The organism is Streptomyces azureus (genome assembly GCF_001270025.1).
GTDB lineage: Bacteria > Actinomycetota > Actinomycetes > Streptomycetales > Streptomycetaceae > Streptomyces > Streptomyces azureus.
In genome coordinates this window covers 14,932-38,736 of record NZ_DF968218.1, presented here as the reverse complement: position 1 = coordinate 38,736, position 23,805 = coordinate 14,932, and the positions used below count along the sequence as shown (strand labels likewise).

Sequence of the window (23,805 nt, the reverse complement as noted above, 5' to 3'; positions counted from 1 at the left end):
TGTCTCCCCACATGAGTGACATGGACGGGCGGCCCCACCTGCCGTGGGTGACCGCCCGCCGTTCCCCGATGTCAGCCGCTGAAGCCGGCCACGTTCTCCTTCGTGACCACCTTCACCGGCACCTTCACCGTCTCCTCGACCTTCTTGCCCTGGAGTGCCTTCAGCGCGTTGTCCACGGCGATCTTCCCGAGCTGGGAGGGCTGCTGCGCCACGGACGCGTACAGCGTGCCGCCCTCGACCGCCTTCAGTCCGTCAGGCGTGCCGTCGAAGCCGACGACGGAGACCGACTTGCCGGCCTTGGTGCCCAGGGCCTTGATCGCGCCGAGCGCCATCTCGTCGTTGGCGGCGATGACGCCCTGGACGTCCGGGTGGGCCTGGAGCAGGTTCGACATCACGTCGAGGCCCTTGGTGCGGTCGAAGTCCGCGGGCTGCTGGGCGACGACCTGGATGCCCGGGTAGGCCTTGAGGCCGTCGGCGAAGCCCTGGGCGCGCTCGCGGGCGGCGGAGGTGCCCGCCTGGCCCTGGAGGATCACGATCTTGCCCTTGCCGCCCAGCTTGTCGGCGATGGTCTTCGCGGCGAGTTCACCGCCGGTGACGTTGTCGGAGGCGACGAGGGTGTCCGTCTTCGCGTTGTTGACGCCGCGGTCGACGGCGATGACCGGGATCTTCGCCTTGTCGGCGGCCTTCACCGAGTTGCTCGCCGCGTCCGAGTCGACCGGGTTGACGATGATCGCGCCCAAACCGGAACTGGTGAAGTTCTGGAGCTGGTTGGCCTGCTGGGAGGCGTCGTTCTGCGCGTCCGTGACGGTCAGGTCCACGCCCAGCTTCTTCGCCTCGGCCTGGGCGCCCGCCCGGATCTGCACGAAGAAGGGGTTGTTCAGAGTGGACAGCGACAGGCCCATCTTCGGGGTGTTCGCGGCGGAGGAGCCGTTGTGCAGGAAGGACGTGGCGCCGACGATCGCGACGGTGACGACGGCCGCGAGCGCGTACGTCACCGCCTGCTTGCCCCTGTCGCCGCCGGTGCCGGCCGCCACCGGGGTCGCCCCGGCCTTGCGGCGCGCGGTGTCGAACAGCACGGCCAGCGCGATGACGACGCCGATGACGACCTGCTGCCAGAACGCCGACACGTTCAGCAGGTTCAGCCCGTTGCGCAGCACGGCCAGGATCAGCGCGCCGATCAGCGTGCCGGACGCCTTGCCCGTGCCGCCGGCCAGGGACGCCCCGCCGATGACGACCGCGGCGATCGCGTCCAGCTCGTAGCCGTCGGCGGCCTGCGGCTGCGCGGAGGACAGCCGGGCGGCGAGCACGACACCGGCGACGGCGGCGAAGACGCCCGAGAAGGCGTAGATAGCGAGCTTCTGCTTCTTCACGCGCAGACCGGACAGCCGCGCGGCCTCCTCGTTGCCGCCGATCGCGTACATCGAGCGGCCGATGTAGGTCCGGCCGAGCACGAACGCGGCGATCAGGCCCATCACGACCATGACGAGCACCGGCACCGGCAGCCAGCCGCCGAGCGCGTCCCCGAGGTGGGAGACGGAGTCGGGGAGGGCGATCGGCGAGCCCTCGGAGATCACCAGCGACAGACCGCGGGCCACCGACAGCATGGCCAGCGTCGCGATGAACGGCGGCAGCTTGCCGTAGGAGATCAGGATGCCGTTGATCAGGCCGCACGCGATACCGGTCGCTATGGCCAGCAGGACGGCGAGGAACACGGGGACGCCCGCCGACGTGGCGCTCCACGCGAGGACCGTGGCCGACAGCGCGGCGACCGAGCCGACCGACAGGTCGATGCCGGCCGAGACGATCACGAAGGTGACACCGAAGGCGAGGATGGCGGTGACGGCTGCCTGGACGCCGACGTTCAGGAGGTTGTCCGTCGTCAGGAAGTCGCCGGACAGCGCCGACATCGCGATGACGAGGACGATGAGCGCGGTGAGCGCGCCGTTGTCGAGCAGGAGACGGCGCAGGCCGCCCGAGGCGCCACCCGCGCCCGTCGTGCTCTTGAGCGTGTCAGTGGCCACGGGAGGCCTCCGTTCCGGTCGTGATCGTGGTCGTCGGAGTGCTGACGGCGAGTGCCATCACGGTGTCCTGGGTCGCCTCGTCGGCGGAGAGTTCGCCGGCGATCCGGCCCTGCGCCATGACCAGCACCCGGTCGCTCATGCCGAGCACCTCGGGCAGGTCACTGGAGATCATCAGGACGGCGGCGCCGGCGGCCGTCAGTTCGTTGATGAGCTGGTAGATCTCGACCTTGGCGCCGACGTCGATGCCGCGCGTCGGCTCGTCGAGGATCAGCACCTTGGTGTCGGCGAGCAGCCACTTGCCGATGACGACCTTCTGCTGGTTGCCGCCGGAGAGCGTGCGCACGTGCTGGCCGAGGCCCGCCATCCGTACACCGAGCTGCCCCGCGATCCGCTCGGCGGCCTCGCGCTGCCCCTTGAGGTCGACGAGCCCCACCCGGGTGGCCGAGCGCAGCGTCACCAGCCCGAGGTTCTCCTCGACCGACGCGTCCAGCACCAGACCCTGGCCCTTGCGGTCCTCGGGGATGAGCCCGATGCCCGCGGTCATCGCCGCGTTGACGTCGTACTTGGGGACGGCGGCCCCGGCGACCTTCACGGCCCCCCTGTCGTACGGGTCCGCCCCGAACACGGCCCGTACGACCTCCGTACGGCCGGCGCCGACCAGTCCCGCGATGCCGACGACCTCACCGGCGTGCACCTCGAAGCTGACGTCGTGGAAGACGCCGTCGCGGGTGAGTCCCTCGACGGTCAGCAACGCGGCGCCGCGATCGGCCCGCTCGCGCGGATACTGCTGCTCGATCGACCGCCCCACCATGAGCCGCACGAGCTCGTCCTCGGGCGTGGAGGCGGGCACCTGCCCGACGCTCCTGCCGTCCCGGATGACCGTCACCCGGTCACCGAGGGCGGCGATCTCCTCCAGGTGATGCGTGATGAACACGATCCCGACGCCGTCCTCGCGCAGCGTGCGCACGATCGCGAAGAGCTTGTCGACCTCCTCGGAGGTGAGCACGGCGGTCGGCTCGTCCATGATGAGCACGCGCGCGTCGAGGCTGAGCGCCTTGGCGATCTCGACCATCTGGAGGCGTGCGATGCCGAGTTCGCGGACACGCGCGCGCGGCGAGACCTTCACGCCCACGCGCGCGAGGAGTACCTCGGCGTCGGCCTCCATCCGCTTCCGGTCGATCACCCCGAACCGGCGCGGCTGCCTCCCCAGGAAGATGTTCTCGGCGACCGTCAGATCCGGGACGAGGTTGAACTCCTGGTAGATAGTGGCGATCCCGAGCCGCTCGGAGTCCTGCGCACCGTGGATGCGCACCTCCTCGCCGCCGGCCAGGATCCGCCCGGCGTCGGGCGTGTAGGCGCCGGAGAGCATCTTGATGAGGGTGCTCTTGCCCGCGCCGTTCTCACCGAGCAGCACATGCACCTCGCCCCGGCGCAGGTCGAAGTCGACGCCGTCGAGCGCGACCACTCCCGGGAAGGTCTTCCGTATGCCCTCGATGCGCAGCAACTCGTCCGCGTTGCTCACGTGTGGCTCCTGTTCTCAGCGGAGGGCTGCACAGCGGGGTCCTGTGCAGAGTCCGGCTCCGGGGAGTCCGGATACGGCTCGCCGCACGAGCGGCGTACGACGAGCCGGGCGGGGAGGGTGACGGACTCGCCGGGCCGCCCCTCGATCCGGTCGACCAGCGCGCGCACGGCGGCACGCCCCAGCTCGCCGGTCGGCTGGGCGATAGCGGTGACCGGCGGATCGGTGTGCACGAACCACGGGATGTCGTCGAACGCGGCCAGCGCGATGTCGTCCGGCACGCGTAGTCCACGCGCGCGTACGGCATCCAGCGCGCCGAGCGCCATCAGGTTGTCGGCCGCGAACACGGCCTCGGGCGGTTCGGCCAGGTCGAGGAACCCCTCGGTGACCCGGCGCCCGCTCTCGGCCTGGAAGTCGCCCTGCCCTATGTAGGCCTCGGGGAGGCCGAGCCCGTGCTCCTGGAGGGCCTCCCGGAAGGCCTCCACACGCTCGCGTCCGGTCGTGGTCGCCGCCGGACCCGCGATGATCGCGACCCGCCGGTGCCCGAGCCCATGCAGATGCTCCACGAGATCCCGTACGGCGGCCCGTCCGTCCGACCGGACCACCGGCACGTCCACGCCCGGGATCCACCGGTCCACGAACACCATGGGCGTTCCCGACCGCGCGGCGTCCAGCATCAGCGGCGAACCGCCGTCCGTCGGGGAGACGAGCAGCCCGTCGATCCGCCGGTCCAGCAGGTTGCGTACGTGGTGGTCCTGGAGGTCGGGCCGCTCGTCGGCGTTGCCGATGATGACGCTGTAGCCGAGCGCGCGGGCCTCCTCCTCGACGGAGCGGGCCAGTTCGGTGAAGTACGGGTTCAGTACGTCGCTGATGACCAGGCCGAGGGTGTGGGTCTGGTCGGTGCGCAGGGAGCGGGCGACGGCGTTCGGGCGGTAGCCCAGGGACTCGACGGCGGCCAGCACGCGCGTGCGTGCGTCGGCGCTGACCGACGGGTGGTCGTTCAGGACGCGCGAGACCGTGGCGACCGATACGCCCGCCTCGGCAGCGACGTCCTTGATGCTGGCCACCGCCGCTCCACCTCCTTGTGGATCAGTCGTGGGAGCACTTGCTGAAGCGCTCGTGGAATCGATTACATCGACGGGTGGATGGAATCGATTACACGCCGGTAAATCAAGACCCCGAGGGCACCTCTTGACCGGATCGTGATGTCGCGGGCTGCTCTCCGGCGGTTCAGGGTGGAAGGAGAAAGGCCCGTTGTCGCGAGGCCCGGTGGGGCCGGAGCGGAGGAGCCATGGCGGCGGCGACCCGGAACGACGTACCCGTTGCCCTCGAGGGCCTGCCCGACGACGCGTGCCAGTGCCCCCACTGGGGTTATCTGCTTGGGCCGGGTCAGGATGCGCACGGCCTCCGGCGAGGAGGAGTACGAGGCGGGCCAGGCGTACTACTGGGGCCCGGGGCACGTCCCGGTCGCCCTGGAGGACAGCGAGTTCGTGGAGTTCTCCCCGAGCGAGGACTTCCAACAGGTGATCGAGCACGTGGTCGCGCAGGCCGGGTGAGACGGGGGACCGGCGGGCCGGGGTGCCGACGGGCCGGGGTGCCGACGGGCCGGGGTGCCGGCAGGCCCGGAGAACCGGGGGACCGAGGGGCCGGGGGGCCGGTGAGCTGAGGGTCCCCCGGGCCGGTAAGTCGGGGGAACCCCCGGGCCGCCGATGAGTTTCGGCGGCCCGGGCGGTCTACCCCTCGTCGACCACAGGAGGATCACCGTGCCCCACCAGCTACTGCGCGTCCAGAACTTCAACGTCTCGAGCGACGGGTTCGGTGCCGGCGAGCACCAGAGTCTGGAGCGCCCGTTCGGCCACGCCGACCCGGGACAGATGTTCGCCTGGGCGGGCGCCACGGCGAGCTGGCCCAACCGCACCGACCCCGGCGGTAGCCGCGGTCTCGACGACTACTTCACGCGCGACTTCGCGAACAACATCGGCGCCGAGATCATGGGCCGCAACAAGTTCGGCCCCCAGCGCGGCCCCTGGCAGGACTGCGAGTGGAAGGGCTGGTGGGGTGACGAGCCCCCGTTCCACACGCCGGTGTTCGTCATGACCCACCACGAGCGCCCTTCGTTCACCCTCTCCGACACGACGTTCCACTTCGTCGGCGGCGACCCGGCCGCGGTCCTCGAACAGGCCCGGGAGGCGGCACAGGGCAAGGACGTCCGGCTCGGCGGCGGGGCCATGACCATCCGGGAGTTCCTCGACGCCGACCTGGTGGACACGCTGCACGTGGCTGTCTCGCCGGTGGAACTCGGATCCGGTTCACGGCTCTGGGAGTCTCCCGAGGAGCTGTTCGACCGGTTCCACTGCGATGTCGTGCCGAGCCCGAACGGGGTGACGCACCACCTGTTCTGGCGGAAGTGACGGCAGGTCAGCTGCGTCCGCCCCAGTCCAGACGGTCGGCCAGTCCCGCGGCGGTGAAAGCGGCCTCCAACTGGTCGCGGCCCTCGGTGAAGTGGGCCCAGCTGTCGTAGTGGACGGGGACCACGCGGCGGGCGCCGAGGATCCGCGCGGCCTCGGCGGCCATGGCGCTGTCCAGGACGACGACCTTTCCGTCGAAGACTTCCGCGAAGCGGGGGGCTCCGGCGAAGAGGATGGCGGTGTCCACCGGGGCGAAGCGCTCGGCGATCTCCTTGACCGCGTCGAGGGAGGCGTTGTCGCCGCTGACGTAGACGGTGGGCAGACCTTCCCCGGTCAGGACGAAGCCGACGACCTCGCCGCAGATCGGCTCGACCTCCTCGCGCGGGCCCGGGCCGTGGATGGCGGGGACGCCCGTGACGGTGACCGTGCCTCCGTCGGGGCGGTCGAGCTCGATGGACTGCCAGTCCGCGAGGCCCGTGGCCTTCTCACCGAGGCGCTGCCCGCCCCCGGGCGTGGTGAGGGTGAGGGGCACGTCCGCGAGCAGGGCCCGGCCCGAGGTGTCGAGGTTGTCGGCGTGCTCGTCGTGCGAGAGGAGCACCACGTCGATGGGGCCGAGTTCGGCGGGCGAGCCGGCGGACGGGGCGGTCTTGGTCAGGACCACGGCGGGCGCCTGGAAGTCGCCGGGACCGTCGAAGGTCGGGTCGGTCAGGAAACGCAGACCGCCGTACTCGAAGAGCGCGGTCGGGCCGCCGAAGACGCGGACGGGGAAGGGGGCGGTCGTCGCGGGAAGCGCAGACATGAAAGAAACCTCACGGATAGATGTGTTCGAACCGTGAGGTGACCGTAGCCGCTTCTCACGGTTACAGGCAAGTCGTACCATGAGAATCGTGGAGGAGTCCGTGATCGAACAGCCCACCCCGCCGCCCGCTCGGGGCGAGGAGGAGCACCCCTCGCTCGCCCTCGCCAACAGCGCGATCGCGGTGCCCGGCGGGCACACGGTCGACCTCCTGGGCACCCCCGCGCAGGCGAACCACTGGCTGACACACCGCGGACTCGCCCCGGTCGACGCCGGCATGCGGGAGATGTGCGCGACTCAACTGCGCTCACTGCGCGAACAGATCAGGTCGCTGTTCGCCGCCCGCGCCGGAGGCCTGCCCGCCCTCCCCGCGGCAGTCACGGCCGTCAACGACGCGATGACCCGGGTCCCCACCGCCCCGCTGCTGCGGTGGGACGACAAGACCGGCCCTTATCGCACGGCCCCTCACCCCACCACCGCGATCGTCGACCTCGCTCTGGCCACCCTCGCCGCCGACGCCGCCGACTTGCTCACCTCATCCGACGCCGAACGCCTCACCGCCTGCGGCTCCCCGCCTGCAACCGCTACCTGCTCCGCCACGGTCGCCGCCAGTGGTGCTCCACCCGCTGCGGCGACCGCGCCCGCGCGGCCCGGGCGTATGCTCGCCGCAGCAACTCGCGATGACTCGATCGCTTCACCCGTGTGGGACGGTTCGACCATGACCAGCGACTACGACCGTCTTCGTAACGGCATCGAGTTCATGACCGCTTACGTCTCCGGCAACGACCTGCTGACGGCCTACGTGGCAGAGCGACGGCGCGAGGATCCCATGGCGACCGAGGCCCTCATGGACGGGGCCGCGGCCCTCTGTGCCCTGTTGCTGCGCAAGATAGCCCGGGATGTCGGGAAGACCGAGCACGAGCTGCTCCAGGAACTGGCCCGCGGCACCCACCGACACGAGCGGCGGTCCGAAGAGTGACTCTGATCCTTGGTCAGAGTCATGGTGACGGGTCGAGCCGTGCCCCTCTGCTCTCCGCCACCCGCTTGACGTCCCGCAGGGACTCAGTGAGCCGCAGGGCCAGGTAGCGCAGCTCCGCGCTCGTCACGCGGCGTTCCGCGAGGAGTGCGGCGGCGTGGCCGAGAAGATCGTCCGCCATGTCCAGCTGTACGGCTTCGATGTCGTCGGCCAAGCGTGAGACGTAGCCCGTCCCGTCGCCCACGAGGTAGCACGGCCTTCCCTCGGCAGTCGTCCAGGGCAGGAGTCGCCCGGCCGTCACGCGCTCACCTCCGCCGCCAGGTAGGGGCGGACCAGTCGGTTGTCCTCTCCGCGCAACGGACGCTCCTCCGCCCGGCGGCCCACCGCGCCGTTGACGCCGTCGCAGCAGTACGGGCACGGGGGCGGTGCCGGGGATCGCCGTCGCCGTCCGCGTGGAGGGAACAGGACGCGGAGGAGCGGTTCGAGGGCTCGAGCGATGAGGTCTGTCATGTCTGCTTGCCTTCCGACCTGTGGTGACTGCGTTCTGTGGTGAATCACTCACAGAGTGGGGTCGGTGGTGGCTACGCTTCCAGGGGCTGGGGCTTGACATCGCACCTGTCAAGAAGGGGAGTTGGCCGTATGGACGAACGCCGCACGCCTCGAACGCTGCGGGAGAAGTACGGGGAGGAGCTGAGGCTACGGCGGACGGCGGCGGGCCTCACTCAGGAGGAACTGAGCGACCAGGTCGTGTGCTCGCCCACGCTGATCAGCCACTTCGAGGCCGGGAGGCGGCTGCCGAAGCCCGACGACGCCCAGCGGATCGACCGTGCGCTGGGAACGGACGGATTCTTCACGCGGTGGCTGGAGGACCTGGAGAACAAGTACGATCCCCGCTTCGCTGCCGCCGCCGAACTGGAGCGACACGCAACCGTGATCCAGCAGTTCGCGCTCTCACTGGTTCCCGGCCTGCTCCAGACACCCGACTACGCGCGGGCGGTGTTCGCCGCTTACCGCCCCAACTCCACAGACCAGGAACTTGACAGGAAAGTTGTCATCCGAACAGAGCGTGCCCGAATCCTCGACGGGCCGTCGGCTCCTGTCATCTGGACGCTTCTCGACGAGGCCGTGCTGCGGCGCTCTGTGGGTGGCCCTCAGGTCATGGCGGAACAGCTGCACAAGATCGCGGACTTGGCCGCGTCACGACGGATTCGACTGCACGTCCTTCCGTACCGCGTCGGTGCGCATCCGCTCATGGAGAGCCTGCTCACCCTGATGACCTTCGAGGACTCCGTCCCGGTGGCATACGTCGACGCGTTCGAGACGGGACGTCTGATGGACGATCCGGCGCTGGTGAGCGCCTGCCAGACCGCCTACGCTCTGGCGCTGAGCGACGCGTTGTCGCAGCAGGAGTCACTGGCCCTCGTCAGGTCGGCAGCGGAGGAACACGCGCATGATCAGTAGTGAACACAGCGGGTGGTACAAGTCGAGCTACAGCGGCGGCAGTCAAGCCGAGTGCCTCGAAGTGTCCCGCAACAACCCAGACGTGCCCGTCCGCGACAGCAAGACCGCCCACGGCCCCGCCCTGGTCTTCTCCCTCCACGGCTGGACGGCATTCGTGACGGCCGTCAAGGAAGGTCACCTGGAGGCCTGACTGTCGTACCCCGGCGGTACGGTCGGATCATGCCCAACCACACGGGAACCCCCGCCGGCGAACGGCGACTCGCCGTGCTCGAAGGCGTTCTCGAGCGGATCACGTACGCCAACGAGGAGAACGGCTACACGGTCGCCCGGGTCGACACCGGCAGAGGCGGCGGCGACCTGCTCACGGTCGTGGGCGCGCTGCTCGGCGCCCAGGTCGGGGAATCCCTGCGCATGGAGGGCCGCTGGGGCTCGCATCCCCAGTACGGCAAGCAGTTCCACGTGGAGAACTACACGACCGTCCTGCCGGCCACCGTCCAGGGCATCCGCCGTTACCTCGGCTCCGGCCTGGTCAAGGGCATCGGGCCGGTCTTCGCCGACCGGATCACACAGCACTTCGGGCTGGACACCCTCCAGATCATCGAGGAGGAGCCCAAGCGGCTCATCGAGGTCCCGGGTCTCGGGCCCAAGCGGACGAAGAAGATCGCCGACGCCTGGGAGGAACAGAAGGCCATCAAGGAGGTCATGCTCTTCCTCCAGACCGTCGAGGTGTCCACGTCCATCGCGGTGCGCATCTACAAGAAGTACGGCGACGCGTCCATCTCCGTCGTGAAGAACCAGCCCTACCGCCTCGCCGCCGACGTCTGGGGCATCGGCTTCCTCACCGCCGACAAGATCGCCCAGTCCGTCGGCATCCCGCACGACAGCCCGGAGCGCGTCAAGGCGGGCCTCCAGTACGCGCTGTCGCAGTCCACCGACCAGGGCCACTGCTTCCTCCCGGAGGAGCAGCTGATCAAGGACGCGGTCAAGCTCCTCCAGGTCGACACGGGCCTGGTCATCGAGTGCCTCGCCGAGCTGGCCGAGCCCGCGGAGGACGGCGAGGACCCCGGCGTCGTACGGGAGAAGGTCCCGGGCCCTGACGGCGGCGAGCCCGTCACCGCGATCTATCTCGTGCCCTTCCACCGAGCCGAACTCTCCCTCTCCGCCCAGCTGCTGCGCCTCCTGCGCACGGGGGAGGACCGGATGCCGGGCTTCCAGGCGGTGGCCTGGGACAAGGCCCTCGGCTGGCTGAAAACACGAACCGGCGTCGACCTCGCCCCCGAGCAGGAGGCCGCCGTCAGGCTCGCGCTGACCGAGAAGGTCGCCGTCCTCACCGGCGGCCCCGGCTGCGGCAAGTCCTTCACGGTCCGCTCCATCGTGGAGCTGGCACGCGCGAAGAAGGCGAAGGTCGTGCTCGCCGCCCCGACCGGCCGGGCCGCCAAGCGCCTGTCCGAACTCACCGGCGCCGAGGCCTCGACGGTCCACCGTCTGCTGGAGCTGAAGCCCGGCGGCGACGCGGCCTACGACCGGGACCGCCCGCTGGACGCCGACCTGGTCGTGGTCGACGAGGCGTCCATGCTGGACCTGCTCCTCGCCAACAAGCTCGTCAAGGCCGTGCCGCCGGGAGCCCATCTCCTCTTCGTCGGGGATGTGGACCAGCTGCCGAGTGTCGGCGCGGGGGAGGTGCTGCGCGACCTCCTGGCCGACGGGGGTCCCATCCCCGCCGTCCGCCTCACCCGGGTCTTCCGCCAGGCCCAGCAGTCGGGCGTGGTGACGAACGCGCACCGGATCAACGCCGGCCAACACCCGCTCACCGACGGCATGAAGGACTTCTTCCTCTTCGTCGAGGACGACACGGAGGCCGCCGGGCGGCTCACGGTGGATGTGGCGGCGCGTCGCATCCCGGCCAGGTTCGGGCTGGATCCGCGCCGGGACGTGCAGGTCCTCGCCCCCATGCACCGGGGCCCGGCGGGCGCGGGCACCCTCAACGGCCTGCTTCAGCAGGCCATCACCCCGGGCCGCCCCGATCTGCCCGAGAAGAGATTCGGCGGACGGGTGTTCCGTGTCGGCGACAAGGTCACCCAGATTCGCAACAATTACGAGAAGGGCAAGAACGGTGTCTTCAACGGCACCGTCGGTGTGGTCACCTCGCTCGACCCGGTCGACCAGCGTCTGACGGTGCTGACGGACGAGGACGAGGAGGTTCCGTACGAGTTCGACGAGCTCGACGAGCTGGCTCACGCCTACGCCGTGACCATCCACCGCTCCCAGGGCAGCGAGTACCCGGCGGTCGTCATCCCGGTCACCACGAGCGCCTGGATGATGCTCCAGCGGAACCTGCTCTACACGGCGGTCACCCGGGCCAAACAGCTGGTCGTCCTCGTCGGTTCGCGCAGGGCGATCGGCCAGGCGGTGCGCTCCGTGTCCGCGGGCCGCCGGTGCACGGCACTCGACTTCCGGCTCGGTTCGCAGAAAAATGATCGATCAAATGAGTCGTGAAGGTCACAGAGCACTTCCAGAAGGGGAACACAGGGGGCAGGATGAGGAAGTTGGCGGCACTCAGTGCCGTCAGTAGGCCCGATGGTCGACCCCGAGTGCACTCTCCTGAGCCGAGTGGGGGATGGTAGAGACAGTCAGGGCACCTCGAAGAAGAGGCACAACGTCGGTGAGGGATGACGTGAGCGACAACTCTGTAGTACTGCGGTACGGCGACGGCGAGTACACCTACCCGGTGATCGACAGCACCGTCGGTGACAAGGGCTTCGACATCGGCAAGCTCCGCGCCCAGACCGGTCTGGTGACGCTGGACAGCGGTTACGGCAATACCGCCGCCTACAAATCCGCCATTACCTACCTGGACGGCGAAGCGGGCATCCTGCGGTACCGCGGCTACCCGATCGAGCAGCTGGCCGAGCGCTCCACCTTCCTGGAGGTCGCCTACCTGCTGATCAACGGCGAGCTGCCGACCGTCGACGAGCTCTCGACGTTCAAGAACGACATCACGCAGCACACCCTGCTGCACGAGGACGTCAAGAACTTCTACAAGGGCTTCCCGCGCGACGCCCACCCGATGGCCATGCTGTCCTCGGTCGTCTCGGCGCTGTCCACGTTCTACCAGGACAGCCACAACCCGTTCGACGAGCGCCAGCGCAACCTCTCCACGATCCGCCTGCTCGCCAAGCTCCCGACGATCGCGGCGTACGCGTACAAGAAGTCGATCGGTCACCCGTTCGTCTACCCGCGCAACGACCTCGGCTACGTCGAGAACTTCCTCCGCATGACCTTCTCCGTCCCGGCGCAGGAGTACGAGCTGGACCCGACCGTGGTCTCCGCGCTCGACAAGCTGCTGATCCTGCACGCGGACCACGAGCAGAACTGTTCGACCTCGACGGTCCGCCTGGTCGGCTCCTCGCAGGCGAACATGTTCGCCTCGATCTCCGCCGGCATCAACGCGCTGTGGGGCCCGCTGCACGGCGGCGCCAATCAGTCCGTGCTGGAGATGCTGGAGGGCATCCGCGACTCCGGCGGTGACGTCGACTCCTTCATCCGCAAGGTGAAGAACAAGGAGGACGGCGTCCGCCTGATGGGCTTCGGCCACCGGGTCTACAAGAACTTCGACCCGCGCGCCAAGATCATCAAGGCCGCCGCGCACGACGTGCTGTCCGCCCTCGGCAAGTCCGACGAGCTGCTGGACATCGCGCTGAAGCTGGAGGAGCACGCGCTCTCCGACGATTACTTCGTCTCGCGCAGCCTCTACCCGAACGTCGACTTCTACACCGGCCTGATCTACCGGGCCATGGGCTTCCCGACCGAGATGTTCACGGTCCTGTTCGCCCTCGGCCGGCTGCCGGGCTGGATCGCCCAGTGGCACGAGATGATCAAGGAGCCGGGCTCCCGCATCGGCCGCCCGCGCCAGATCTACACGGGCGTCGTCGAGCGCGACTTCGTGCCCGTCGAGGAGCGCTGAGGCGCAGTACCGCTCGGCCCTCGTATCCGCGCTTGTGCGGGTGCGGGGGCTCTTGCGTACGTGCGGGGCGGGAAGGCCCGAGAGGCAGAGAAGCAGAAAAGAAGGCGCCCTGTCGCCGGTCCCCCCACGGGCCGACGACCAGGGCGCCTTCCCAGTCCCGGTACGGATTCCCCCCACGGGATCCGGCCGGGCGTCTGTGAGGACAGCGCCTGAATCGCTGTTGAGCACAACGAGCAAAACTCGCCGTACTACGGTGTGCGGTCTGCCGGGACAGCGCACGACCGGGAGGGCCGCTCAAAGCTTCCCGGTGTACGTGCCCCGGCAACGCATCTCTGGAGAAGTCCCCCAAGACATCTCCAGATGCCAGGTGGCGCCCCCCAAGACGCTCCCCGACATCGTCAACTTAGACCTTCGAACCCCTTCGATGGTTACGTTCACATCACTGTGATCTGCGTCTCTTGCGTATGTCCGTAAGGTGCGCAAGAGCCCGGGTATGCCGCTTGGGGCTCCAGCGTAAGGATGATGCGCGAGCCTTGTGAAGAGCTTATGTGAGCCGGGCCCGGGACTCCAGAGGGGCTCATATCACGTTCGCCGTGAACTTAGGGCGAATTCGGGTGACTTCACCGGAATGTCCGCAGTCGGAGACTGTTCGTGACGACGAAGACCGACGAAAAGGCCATCGCGGCCCCGGCGATCATCGGGTTCAGCAGTCCCGCGGCGGCCAGCGGCAGCGCGGCCACGTTGTAGCCGAAGGCCCAGACGAGGTTGCCCTTGATCGTGGCCAGCGTCCGGCGCGACAGCCGGATCGCGTCCGCGGCCACCCGCAGGTCGCCGCGGACCAACGTCAGATCGCCCGCCTCGATCGCCGCGTCCGTGCCGGTGCCCATGGCCAGGCCCAGGTCGGCGGTGGCGAGCGCGGCCGCGTCGTTGACGCCGTCGCCCACCATGGCGACGACCCGCCCCTCGGCCTGCAACCGCCGTACGGCGTCGACCTTGTCCTCGGGCAGGACCTCCGCGATGACCTGGTCGATCCCGACGGCCTCGGCCACCGTTTCGGCCACCGCCCGGTTGTCCCCGGTCAGCAGCACCGGTGTGAGCCCCAGCGCGCGCAGCTTGCGCACCGCCTCGGCGCTGGTCTCCTTGACCGCGTCCGCCACGGCCAGCACGGCCCGCGCCGTCCCGTCCCAGCCGGCCAGGACGGCCGTACGGCCCGCCCGCTCGGCCTCGTCCCGCGCGCGGGCCAGTTCGGGCGGTACGTCGTCGAAGAGCCGCCCCACGGCGACCTCACGGCCCTCCACACACCCCCGTACGCCCCGCCCGGGGACGTTCTCGAAGCCCTCGACGTCCGGGAGCCGTCCGGCCCTCTCCTCGGCGCCCAGCGCGATCGCACGGGCCACCGGGTGCTCGGAGGCGTGCTCGACGGCGCCCGCCAGCCGCAGTACCTCCTTCTCGTCGGCGGCCTCGGCGACGTGGACTTCCTGGAGGGTCATCCGGCCCGTGGTGACCGTGCCGGTCTTGTCCAGGACGACGGTGTCGATCCGGCGCGTGGACTCCAGGACCTCCGGGCCCTTGATGAGGATGCCGAGCTGGGCACCACGGCCCGTGCCGACCATCAGCGCGGTCGGGGTGGCCAGGCCCAGCGCGCACGGACAGGCGATGATCAGGACCGCGACCGCGGCGGTGAACGCGGCGACGCCGTCGCCGGTCGTCCCCAGCCACGCCCCGGCCGTGGCGGCGGCGATCAGCAGGACCACCGGCACGAAGATCCCGGAGATCCGGTCGGCGAGCCGCTGCACCTCGGCCTTGCCGTTCTGCGCGTCCTCCACCAGCTTCGCCATCCGCGCGAGCCGGGTGTCGGCGCCGATCCGGGTCGCCTCGACGACGAGCCGCCCGCCCGCGTTGACCGTCGCGCCGGTGACCGCGTCCCCGGCCGTCACGTCCACCGGCGCCGACTCGCCGGTCAGCATCGAGGCGTCCACCGCCGAGGCGCCCTCGACGACCGTGCCGTCGGTGGCGATCTTCTCGCCGGGCCGTACGACGAACCGGTCGCCGACGGCCAGCCGCTGTGCCGGGATCCGCACCTCGCGCCCGTCCCGGAGCACGGCGACGTCCTTGGCGCCCAGCTCCATGAGCGCGCGCAGGGCGGCTCCCGCACGGCGCTTGGAGCGGGCCTCCAGATAGCGGCCCAGCAGAATGAAGGCGGTGACGCCGGAGGCGACCTCCAGGTAGATCGAGGAGGCGCCGTCGCCACGCGAGACCGTGAACTCGAAGGGGTGCCGCATGCCGGGCATGCCCGCGTCGCCGAGGAACAGGGCCCACAGGGACCAGCCGAACGCGGCCAGCGTGCCGAGGGAGACCAGCGTGTCCATGGTGGCGGCACCGTGCCGGGCGTTCGTCCAGGCCGCCCGGTGGAACGGCAGCCCGCCCCAGACGACGACCGGGGCGGCGAGGGTGAGCGAGAGCCACTGCCAGTTGTCGAACTGGAGCGCCGGGACCATCGCCAGCAGGACGACCGGGACGGCGAGGGCGGCGGAGACGACGAGGCGGCGGCGGAGAACCGGCAGCTCGGGGCCCTCCTCGGCGGCGCGCGTCCCCTCGGCGGCGGGCTCCTCCTCGCGCGCGGGCGCGGGCTCCTCGGCGGTGTACCCGGTCTTCACCACGGTCGCGATCAGGTCGGCGACCTCGATGTCCGCGGGATAGGTGACCCGGGCCTTCTCCGTCGCGTAGTTCACCGTGGCGGTGACGCCGTCCATGCGGTTGAGCTTCTTCTCCACGCGGGCCGCGCAGGAGGCGCAGGTCATCCCGCCGATGAGCAGCTCGACCTCGGCGAGCGCCGGCTCGCGGTCCGTCGGCGCCTTGGCGGTGGTGCTGGTCATGTCCGTACTCCAGGTGATGCGGGACGCCCGGGAAGCGGAACGGGCCGTACGGGCCGGGGCCCCGGTGACGTACGGCCCGTACGTCGGTACGAGTGCCAGGACTGGGACGTCTCAGGTCTGTGCGTCTCGGACTCTTGGAGCCGGGTGGGGCTCTTGGAGCCGGCTCAGGCCTTCCCGGCCAGCTCGTAGCCGGCCTCGTCGACGGCGGCGCGTACGGCCTCGTCGTCGAGCGGGGTGGCTGAGACGACGGTGACCTCGCCGGTCGAGGCGACGGCCGTCACCGAACTGACGCCGGAGATCTGGGAGATCTCGCCGGAGACGGCGCCCTCGCAGTGTCCGCAGCTCATGCCGCTCACCTTGTAGACGGTGGTGACGGGGCCCGTGGTGTCGGTCTGGGCGGTCATGTCGTTACTCCTCGTCGAGGCCGTGGGGCAATGGGGACCTGTGAGGCCCGCACACACCAACTGTACCCCTAGGGGGTATCAGTCCACGACGTCCCCGACCACCGGTCGCAGGTAGCGCAGGAGGGCGTCCTTCAGCTCCTGGACGTAGGCCTCGCGTTCGGCGCCCTCGTGGGCCAGGACCAACTCCAGGCCCGCCTTGTAGATGCCGACGCACATCTGGGCGGTGCGGGCGACGGCCGGGGCGGGGACGCCGGGGGTGAACGGGGCGAGGAGCGCCTCGACCCGGGCGGCCAGCGTGCGGTGCAGCGCGTCGTGCTCCTCGGCGATGCGTCCCGGGATGTCGGAGCCGTGCATCAGCGCGAAGAAGGCCGGGTGCCGGCAGTTGAACTCGATGAAGCGGTCGACGGTCCCGGCGATCACGTCCTCGATCGGGGTCGCCGCCGGGTCGATCGGGGCGAGGACCTCGTCGTAGGACTGCCGCATCTCGTGCATGAGCCGACTGCCCAGCTCGATCGCGATCGCTTCCTTGTTCGGGAAGAACTGGTACAGCGTCCCCGGTGAGACGCCTGCCTCGCGGGCGATGGCGTTGGTGCTGGCGGCCGTGTAGCCGGTCGTGGAGAAGACGGTGGCGGCGGCGTCGAGGAGCTGGGCGATCCGGCGCTCGCCGCGCGCCTGGCGGCGGCGTGGCCGGTCCTCGGCCGCCGCCGTCGTCTCTGTTCCGGGTTTCTCGGTCTTCTCGGGCACGCGTTATCCCCAGGTCTCAGAACGCGATTGACAAACGCGAGCGGTCGCTCGCATTCTGGAGTCGGCAGAAATGCGAGCGATCTCTCGTGTTTGCCAGTTTACGGCAGCCCCGTGCTGTCGGGCTGCGCCTGGACACGGGTCACGGTGAAGGGGACACCGCACGATGACCGAAGTCAACACACCACCACGCGTCGGAGCCTGGACCCGCTTCGTGACGGCCCGGCCCAGACGGTCGCTGCTCGTGGCGCTGGTCCTCACCGCCCTCGCGGTGCTGGCCGGCGGCGGCGTCGCCGACCGGCTCGGCGCCGGCGGCTGGGAGGACCCGGCCGCCGAGTCCACATACGCGACCAAGGCCCTGGAGCGCGAGTTCCCCGGCTCCCAGCCCAACCTGCTGCTCCTGCTCGACGCGGGCGACGCCTCGGTCGACGACCCGGCCGTCGCCGCCCGGGCCGAGCGTCTCGCCGAGCGACTGGCGAACGAGAAGGGCGTCACCGGCGTCGGCTCCTACTGGCAGTCCGGCACCCCGGCCCTGCGCGCCGAAGACGGTCATGAGGCGCTGATAGCCGCCCGCATCACGGGCGACGAGAAGACCGCCGGCGAGACCCTGGAGCGCATCGCGCCCCACTACCGCGGCGTGCACGGCCCGGTGGAGGTCACCGTCGGCGGCCCGGTCGCCGTGCGGCACGAGATGCAGGCGATCATCCAGGAGGACCTGACGCGGGCCGAGCTCATCGCCCTGCCGGTGACGCTCGTGCTGCTGGTGATGGTCTTCGGCAGCGCCGTCGCGGCCCTGCTGCCACTCGGCATCGGCATCGTCGCCATCCTCGGGACGAACGCGATCCTGCGCGGCCTCACTGAGCTCACCGACGTGTCCGTGTTCGCGATCAACCTGACCACGGCCCTCGGCCTCGGCCTCGCCGTCGACTACGCGCTGTTCATCGTCCGTCGCTTCCGCGAGGAGCTGTCCACCGGGGCCGAGCCCCTGACCGCGATCGGCACGACGCTGCGCACCGCCGGCCGCACGGTGCTGTTCTCCGCCCTCACGGTCGCGGTGTCCCTGGCGGCGATGCTGGTCTTCCCGCAGTACTTCCTGCGGTCCTTCGCCTACGCCGGGATCGCCGTGGTGCTGCTGGCCGCGGCCGCCGCCCTGATCCTGCTCCCGGCGGCGCTGATGCTGCTGGGACACCGGGTCAACTCCCTGGACCTGCGCCGCGTGTTCCGGCGCGGACAGCGGCCGAAGCCCGCCGGGGAGGAGGGCAGGGCCTGGGCGCGCTCGGCGTCGCTCGTCATGCGCCGCGCCCCCTTCTTCGCCCTGGGCACCACAGCCGTCCTCGTCCTGCTCGGACTGCCCTTCCTGGGCGTCAAGTTCGGCACCGCCGACGACCGCCAGCTGCCCTCGACGTCGGAGTCCCATGTCGTGCAGCAGCACATCAGGGAGGGTTTCCCGGGCAGCCCCGGCGGCGGCCTGGACGTGCTCGCCGAGGGCCGTGCGACCGAGGCGCAGTACGGCGCCTACAAGGAGCGGGTCGCCGGACTGCCCGATGTGCTGCGGGTCGACGGGCCGCTGGTGAAGGGCGACTCGGCGTACTTCACGGTGCTGCCGAAGGGTGAGGCGGTCGACGAACCGGCCCAGCGCCTGGTCGGCGAACTGCGCGAGGTCCGGGCCCCCTTCGACACCAAGGTGACCGGCACGGCGGCCGTCCTGGTCGACTCCAAGGACGCCATAGGCGAACGCCTGCCGCTCGCGGCTGTCTTCATCACGATCGTCACACTGCTCCTGGTCTTCCTCCTCACGGGCAGCGTGCTGGTACCGATTCAGGCGGTCGTGCTCAACGCGCTCAGTCTGACGGCCATGTTCGGCGCGGTCGTCTGGATCTTCCAGGACGGCCACCTCTCCGGCCTGCTCGGCTTCACCAGCCCCGGCTCCATCGAGACGACCCTCCCGGTCCTGATGTTCTGCGTGGCCTTCGGCCTGTCCATGGACTACGGCGTGTTCCTGCTCTCCCGCATCAAGGAGGAGTACGACCACACCGGCGACCACGACCAGGCCGTCCGCCACGGACTCCAGCGCACCGGCGGGCTGATCACGGCGGCGGCGGTCATCCTGGCCGTGGTCATGGTCGCGATCGGCACGTCCCGGGTCACCAACACCAAGATGCTCGGCCTGGGCATCGCCCTGGCGGTCCTGATGGACGCCATGATCGTCCGCAGCCTCCTGGTCCCCGCGGTCATGCGCCTCACCGGCCGCGCCACCTGGTGGGCCCCGGGCCCCCTGCGCCGCTTCCACGAACGCTTCGGCCTGAGCGAGTCGGACCAGGAACCGGCCAGAGCACCGCAACCGGCCAGGGGCAAGGTCGGAGCCCCGGGCTGAAGCACAGGCCCGCAGGACACGGGCTAGCGTTCCCCGAGACGCTGACTGCCCGGGGTGCCAGGACACCCGGCGACCCCGGACGCGAACGGAGGGCGGGTAGAACATGCGGGCCGTGGTGTTCGAGCGGTACGGGGAGCCGGCCGAGGTGCGGGACGTCGCTGATCCGGAGCCCGCGGAGCACGGGGTCGTCGTGCGGGTCGAGGCCACGGGGCTGTGCCGCAGCGACTGGCACGGCTGGCAGGGCCACGACCCGGACATCGTGCTGCCGCACGTGCCGGGGCATGAACTCGCCGGGGTCGTCGAGGCGGTGGGCGACCGGGTGGCCCGCTGGCGGCCCGGTGACCGGGTCACCGTGCCGTTCATCTGCGCCTGCGGCACCTGCCCGTCCTGTGCGGCGGGTGACCACCAGGTGTGCGAGCGGCAGACCCAGCCCGGCTTCTCGCACTGGGGTTCCTTCGCCCAGTACGTGGCCCTGGACCACGCCGACGTCAACCTCGTGGCGATTCCCGGAGAGCTGTCGTTCGCGACGGCGGCCTCCCTCGGCTGCCGGTTCGCCACGGCGTACCGGGCGGTGGTGCGGCAGGGCCGGGTCGCGGCGGGGGAGTGGGTGGCGGTGCACGGCTGCGGCGGGGTCGGGCTGTCGGCGGTGATGATCGCTGCGGCCTCGGGCGCGCGGGTCGTGGCCGTGGACGTGGTGGCCGGTGCCCTGGACCTGGCGCGGAAGTTCGGGGCGGCGCACTGCCTGGACGCGTCGGCCGTGCCGGATCCGGCGGCGGCGGTCCGTGACCTCACCGGCGGCGGTGCCCATCTCTCCCTCGACGCCCTCGGCTCACCTGCCACCTGCGCCGCCTCTGTGAACGGCCTGCGCCGCCGCGGCCGGCACGTCCAGGTCGGCCTGCTGCCCTCGCCGACCGGCACGACACCCGTGCCGATGGCCCGCGCGATCGCTCTGGAGCTCGAACTCCTCGGCAGCCACGGCATGGCCGCGCACGGCTACCCGCCGATGCTGGAGCTGGTCCGCGGCGGCGTCCTGCGCCCCGACCTGCTGGTGACGTCCACGATCCCGCTGGACGAGGCGCCGTCCGCGCTGGCGGCGATGGGGACGGCGCCACCGGCGGGCGCGACGGTCATCGAGCCGTGGCGCTGACCCCCCGAAGACACCCGTGCCCCACGCGACGGTGGGCAGGAGATCGGCCCGGGAAGGTCAGTCGCCTCTTCGGGCACGGTTGCCGGGCCTGGAAGCCACCCAGGCGCGGACCGTGTCGGCGTACCAGTAGGGCTTGCCGCTCTCGACGTGGTCGGGCGGAGGCAGCAGGCCGTGCTTGCGGTAGGACCGCACGGTGTCCGGCTGCACCCGGATGTGTGCCGCGATCTCCTTGTAGGACCAGAGCCTTCGGTCGGTCATGACGTGCACCTCCCCGCGCGCACCACGGCGGCGACCGGGGACGGCCGTCCGTGGGAGCCGGGCGCTGCGCTGGCGATCAACAAGCCTGTGTCCGGACAACGACGCTCCGGTGACATGGGGCAGGGCCTGTGCGCGGGGTGTGACGGAAGACCCGCGTACATGCGACACGTGTGACAGGAAGGGGACGTTTGTGACCCAGCTGGGGCAAAGGCACTCGCCGGAGCTCCGGCGGGGCGCCTTGACGCGGCACCCGGGCGGGGTCGTCAGCCGTCGACCAGTCGCCAGGCCGTGAGAGCGGGACCGGCGCGCAGCGGACCGGCGGGCTCCGTGAGTTCGAAGCCCGTCCTGCCGATCAGTTCCAGCCGCCGCGCCACGCTGCTGTGGTGCAGATGGAGCAGGTCGGCGGCCCGGCGCAGAGACCCTGTGGCGCAGTAGGCCTCCAGTGTGCCGAGGGCACTGGGAGATCCACACCGAGGCGGACGAGGTCGTCTCCTGCCTCGCCGGCGGGATGCGCCTCCACCTCCGCCCGGAGTGGCCGGGCGATCAGGAGGAGGTGGCCGGCCTGACGCCGGGCACCGCCGTCATCGTGCCGCGCGGCCGCTGGCACCGCATCGCCCTGGACGCCCCCAGCGACAACATGTCCGTCACCCTGCCGCGCGGCAGGGTGACGGACATGTTGTCGCGCGGCAGCCGTCTGGAGAGGCGGACCGACAGCCAGGGGTGTCCGCAAATTGCCGCCTGCCCCGCGGCGCCCGGCACGCTCCCCCAAGCTCTTCGAGCAGGGGACCCCCACCGCCAGGGGGTATCCCAAGAGCACGCACCGAACGCCGCAGGGCCCGCCCTCCGGGAAGATGACGGGACTTTGCGGACACTCCTCTCGGGCCGAAGACTTACCGAAAGAGGCGGACACGGACCAGGGCATGCCGAAAGCGCTGTCATAATCTGGTCCGAATGTCCGGACAAAACATTGACAGGGCTTCGGGAAGGGGACTACAAAGCCGGGGAGAGCCGACACCTAGGGGAAGCCGATGGCGTACGACCTGATCACCATGGGGCGTATCGGAGTAGATCTGTATCCGCTCCAGACGGGCGTCCCGCTGCCGCAGGTCACGTCCTTCGGCAAGTTCCTCGGCGGCTCTGCCACGAACGTCGCGGTCGCCGCGGCCCGCCTGGGACGGCGGACCGCGGTGATCACCCGCACCGGCGACGACCCCTTCGGCACCTACCTGCACGAGGCCCTCCAGGGCTTCGGCGTGGACGACCGCTGGGTCACCCCGGTCCCCGGCCTGCCCACCCCGGTCACCTTCTGCGAGGTCTTCCCGCCGGACGACTTCCCGCTGTACTTCTACCGGCAGCCCAAGGCCCCCGACCTGGAGATCGACGCCCACGATCTCGACCTCGACGCCGTCCGTGACGCGCGCGTCTTCTGGGTCACGGGCACGGGCCTGAGCGAGGAGCCGAGCCGGACGGCGACCCTCGCGGCCCTCGCCCACCGCGCCAAGTCCGGCACGACGGTCTTCGACCTCGACTGGCGCCCCGTGTTCTGGACCGACCCCGACGCGGCCCGCCCCTTCTACCAGGAGGCCCTGCGCCACACCACCGTCGCCGTCGGCAACCTCGACGAGGTGGAGGTCGCCACGGGTGTGCGCGAGCCCCACGCCGCCGCCCGGTCCCTCCTGGACGCCGGTGTCGAGCTGGCCGTCGTCAAGCAGGGCCCCAAGGGCGTCCTGGCCGTGAACCGCGCCGGTGAGAGCGCCGAGGTCCCGCCGCTGCCCGTGAACGTCCTCAACGGCCTCGGCGCCGGCGACGCCTTCGGCGGCTGTCTCGTCCACGGCCTGCTGGCCGGCTGGGACCTGGAGAAGACCATGCGGCACGCCAACGCCGCCGGCGCCATCGTCGCCTCCCGCCTGGAGTGCTCGTCCGCGATGCCCACCCCGGACGAGATCGAGGCGGCCGTCACCGCGGGGGCCGTCAAGTGACCGTCGACGTCTCCGAACTCGTCCACCTCCGCAGTCACCGCCCGGAGGCGATCGCCGAGGCCGCCGCCCGCCGCCCCCGCCGGCCCCTGCTGAACGACAGCGGCCGGCTGATGATCGTCGCCGCCGACCACCCGGCCCGCGGCGCCCTGGGCGTCGGCGGCCGCAGCATGGCCATGGCCAACCGCGCCGACCTGCTTGAACGCCTCTGCCTGGCCTTGTCCCGCCCGGGCGTGGACGGCGTCCTCGCCACGGCCGACATCCTCGACGACCTGCTCCTGCTCGGCGCCCTCGACGGCAAGGTCGTCCTGGGCTCGATGAACCGCGGCGGCCTCCAGGGCGCGCGCTTCGAACTCGACGACCGCTTCACCGGCCACCGCCCCGAGGACATCGAGCGCCTCGGCTTCGACGCGGGCAAGCTGCTCCTGCGCATCGACTACGACGACCCGGGCTCCCTCACCACCCTGGAGTCCACCGCCCGCGCCATCGACGACATGGCCGCCCGACGGCTCCCCGTCTTCGTCGAGCCGTTCATCTCCCGCCGCGACGAGGCGGGCCGGCTGCGCAACGACCTGTCCGCCGAGGCCGTCACCCGGTCGATCGCCATCGCCTCCGGCCTGGGCGGCAGTTCGGCCTACACCTGGCTGAAGGTGCCGGTCACCGACAACCCCGACGACATGGCCGAGGTCATGGCCGCCTCCACGCTGCCCGCCGTACTGCTGGGCGGCGAGGTGGGCGACGACCAGGACGGGGCGTACGAGAAGTGGCGTGGCGCCCTGCAACTGCCCACCGTGCGCGGGCTGGTGGTCGGCCGGTCGCTGCTGTACCCGGTGGACGGCGACGTGGCCGCCGCCGTGGACACCGCCGTAGGACTGCTGTGAGGG

The 23,805-nt window shown here is 70.7% G+C and carries 20 protein-coding genes and 1 pseudogene; 12 read left to right on the top strand and 9 right to left on the bottom strand.

Annotated elements, in window-relative coordinates:
- Window positions 1–71 precede the first annotated feature (71 nt).
- The 3 genes from AOQ53_RS06555 to AOQ53_RS06545 are packed head-to-tail and all read right to left on the bottom strand — an operon-like array spanning window position 72 to window position 4,607.
- Window positions 72–2,021 (bottom strand): ABC transporter permease/substrate-binding protein, encoded by a 1,950-nt coding sequence (locus tag AOQ53_RS06555; protein ID WP_059415790.1) that lies wholly within the window; start codon window positions 2,019–2,021, stop codon window positions 72–74.
- Window positions 2,011–3,543 carry a sugar ABC transporter ATP-binding protein gene (locus AOQ53_RS06550; protein ID WP_059415788.1) on the bottom strand — a complete coding sequence of 511 codons (1,533 nt, stop codon included), beginning with the start codon at window positions 3,541–3,543 and terminating at the stop codon, window positions 2,011–2,013. Before AOQ53_RS06550 ends, AOQ53_RS06555 begins: the two co-directional genes overlap by 11 nt.
- Window positions 3,540–4,607 carry a LacI family DNA-binding transcriptional regulator gene (locus AOQ53_RS06545; protein WP_059415785.1) on the bottom strand — a complete coding sequence of 356 codons (1,068 nt, stop codon included), beginning with the start codon at window positions 4,605–4,607 and terminating at the stop codon, window positions 3,540–3,542. Before AOQ53_RS06545 ends, AOQ53_RS06550 begins: the two co-directional genes overlap by 4 nt.
- 312 nt (window positions 4,608–4,919) lie before the next feature.
- Here AOQ53_RS06545 and AOQ53_RS06540 point away from each other — a divergent pair, with 312 nt between their 5' ends.
- Window positions 4,920–5,096 (top strand): hypothetical protein, encoded by a 177-nt coding sequence (locus tag AOQ53_RS06540; protein WP_236711614.1) that lies wholly within the window; start codon window positions 4,920–4,922, stop codon window positions 5,094–5,096.
- A 207-nt stretch (window positions 5,097–5,303) separates the two neighbouring features.
- On the top strand, window positions 5,304–5,951 hold the full coding sequence (locus AOQ53_RS06535) for a dihydrofolate reductase family protein (protein ID WP_059415784.1): 648 nt from the start codon (window positions 5,304–5,306) through the stop codon (window positions 5,949–5,951).
- 7 nt (window positions 5,952–5,958) lie between these two features.
- Here AOQ53_RS06535 and AOQ53_RS06530 read toward each other — a convergent pair whose 3' ends face one another.
- Window positions 5,959–6,747 (bottom strand): MBL fold metallo-hydrolase, encoded by a 789-nt coding sequence (locus AOQ53_RS06530; protein ID WP_059415782.1) that lies wholly within the window; start codon window positions 6,745–6,747, stop codon window positions 5,959–5,961.
- 79 nt (window positions 6,748–6,826) lie between these two features.
- Between AOQ53_RS06530 and AOQ53_RS06525 the strand changes: the two are divergent.
- Window positions 6,827–7,428, top strand: a pseudogene (locus AOQ53_RS06525) (CGNR zinc finger domain-containing protein).
- 34 nt (window positions 7,429–7,462) lie between these two features.
- On the top strand, window positions 7,463–7,723 hold the full coding sequence (locus AOQ53_RS06520) for a hypothetical protein (protein ID WP_059415780.1): 261 nt from the start codon (window positions 7,463–7,465) through the stop codon (window positions 7,721–7,723).
- 19 nt (window positions 7,724–7,742) lie between these two features.
- Here AOQ53_RS06520 and AOQ53_RS06515 read toward each other — a convergent pair whose 3' ends face one another.
- Window positions 7,743–8,021 carry a hypothetical protein gene (locus tag AOQ53_RS06515; protein ID WP_059415779.1) on the bottom strand — a complete coding sequence of 93 codons (279 nt, stop codon included), beginning with the start codon at window positions 8,019–8,021 and terminating at the stop codon, window positions 7,743–7,745.
- A gap of 338 nt (window positions 8,022–8,359) precedes the next feature.
- On the opposite strand from AOQ53_RS06515, the gene AOQ53_RS06510 reads away from it, so the two are divergent.
- The 4 genes from AOQ53_RS06510 to AOQ53_RS06495 all read left to right on the top strand — a co-directional run bounded on the left by AOQ53_RS06510 (window position 8,360) and on the right by AOQ53_RS06495 (window position 13,145).
- A complete protein-coding gene (locus AOQ53_RS06510) occupies window positions 8,360–9,181 on the top strand; it encodes a helix-turn-helix domain-containing protein (protein ID WP_059415777.1) in 822 nt (273 codons plus the stop codon).
- Window positions 9,171–9,371, top strand: a complete 201-nt coding sequence (locus AOQ53_RS06505; RefSeq protein ID WP_059415775.1) for a DUF397 domain-containing protein — start codon at window positions 9,171–9,173, stop codon at window positions 9,369–9,371. Before AOQ53_RS06510 ends, AOQ53_RS06505 begins: the two co-directional genes overlap by 11 nt.
- Window positions 9,372–9,400: 29 nt before the next feature.
- Window positions 9,401–11,677, top strand: coding sequence for an SF1B family DNA helicase RecD2 (recD2, locus tag AOQ53_RS06500; protein ID WP_059415774.1), 2,277 nt, complete (start codon window positions 9,401–9,403; stop codon window positions 11,675–11,677).
- A 178-nt stretch (window positions 11,678–11,855) separates the two neighbouring features.
- Window positions 11,856–13,145 (top strand): citrate synthase, encoded by a 1,290-nt coding sequence (locus tag AOQ53_RS06495; RefSeq protein WP_059415773.1) that lies wholly within the window; start codon window positions 11,856–11,858, stop codon window positions 13,143–13,145.
- Window positions 13,146–13,765: 620 nt separating this feature from the next.
- Here AOQ53_RS06495 and AOQ53_RS06490 read toward each other — a convergent pair.
- The 3 genes from AOQ53_RS06490 to AOQ53_RS06480 form a co-directional block, all read right to left on the bottom strand.
- On the bottom strand, window positions 13,766–16,021 hold the full coding sequence (locus AOQ53_RS06490; RefSeq protein ID WP_059415771.1) for a heavy metal translocating P-type ATPase: 2,256 nt from the start codon (window positions 16,019–16,021) through the stop codon (window positions 13,766–13,768).
- Between the two features lie 164 nt (window positions 16,022–16,185).
- On the bottom strand, window positions 16,186–16,425 hold the full coding sequence (locus AOQ53_RS06485; protein WP_059415768.1) for a heavy-metal-associated domain-containing protein: 240 nt from the start codon (window positions 16,423–16,425) through the stop codon (window positions 16,186–16,188).
- A gap of 78 nt (window positions 16,426–16,503) precedes the next feature.
- Window positions 16,504–17,169 carry a TetR/AcrR family transcriptional regulator gene (locus AOQ53_RS06480; RefSeq protein WP_059415766.1) on the bottom strand — a complete coding sequence of 222 codons (666 nt, stop codon included), beginning with the start codon at window positions 17,167–17,169 and terminating at the stop codon, window positions 16,504–16,506.
- 163 nt (window positions 17,170–17,332) lie between these two features.
- Here AOQ53_RS06480 and AOQ53_RS06475 point away from each other — a divergent pair, with 163 nt between their 5' ends.
- Both AOQ53_RS06475 and AOQ53_RS06470 read left to right on the top strand, forming a co-directional pair.
- Window positions 17,333–19,540 carry an MMPL family transporter gene (locus AOQ53_RS06475; protein WP_059415765.1) on the top strand — a complete coding sequence of 736 codons (2,208 nt, stop codon included), beginning with the start codon at window positions 17,333–17,335 and terminating at the stop codon, window positions 19,538–19,540.
- A gap of 103 nt (window positions 19,541–19,643) precedes the next feature.
- On the top strand, window positions 19,644–20,687 hold the full coding sequence (locus AOQ53_RS06470) for a zinc-dependent alcohol dehydrogenase family protein (protein WP_059415764.1): 1,044 nt from the start codon (window positions 19,644–19,646) through the stop codon (window positions 20,685–20,687).
- A gap of 57 nt (window positions 20,688–20,744) precedes the next feature.
- On the opposite strand, the gene AOQ53_RS06465 is transcribed toward AOQ53_RS06470, so the two are convergent.
- Window positions 20,745–20,945, bottom strand: coding sequence for a helix-turn-helix transcriptional regulator (locus tag AOQ53_RS06465; protein WP_059415762.1), 201 nt, complete (start codon window positions 20,943–20,945; stop codon window positions 20,745–20,747).
- Between the two features lie 1,028 nt (window positions 20,946–21,973).
- On the opposite strand from AOQ53_RS06465, the gene iolC reads away from it, so the two are divergent.
- Together iolC and AOQ53_RS06445 are read left to right on the top strand one after the other, a co-directional pair.
- Window positions 21,974–22,924, top strand: coding sequence for a 5-dehydro-2-deoxygluconokinase (gene iolC, locus AOQ53_RS06450; RefSeq protein ID WP_059415757.1), 951 nt, complete (start codon window positions 21,974–21,976; stop codon window positions 22,922–22,924).
- Window positions 22,921–23,802 carry a Cgl0159 family (beta/alpha)8-fold protein gene (locus AOQ53_RS06445; protein WP_059415756.1) on the top strand — a complete coding sequence of 294 codons (882 nt, stop codon included), beginning with the start codon at window positions 22,921–22,923 and terminating at the stop codon, window positions 23,800–23,802. Before iolC ends, AOQ53_RS06445 begins: the two co-directional genes overlap by 4 nt.
- The last annotated feature ends 3 nt before the right edge of the window (window positions 23,803–23,805 follow it).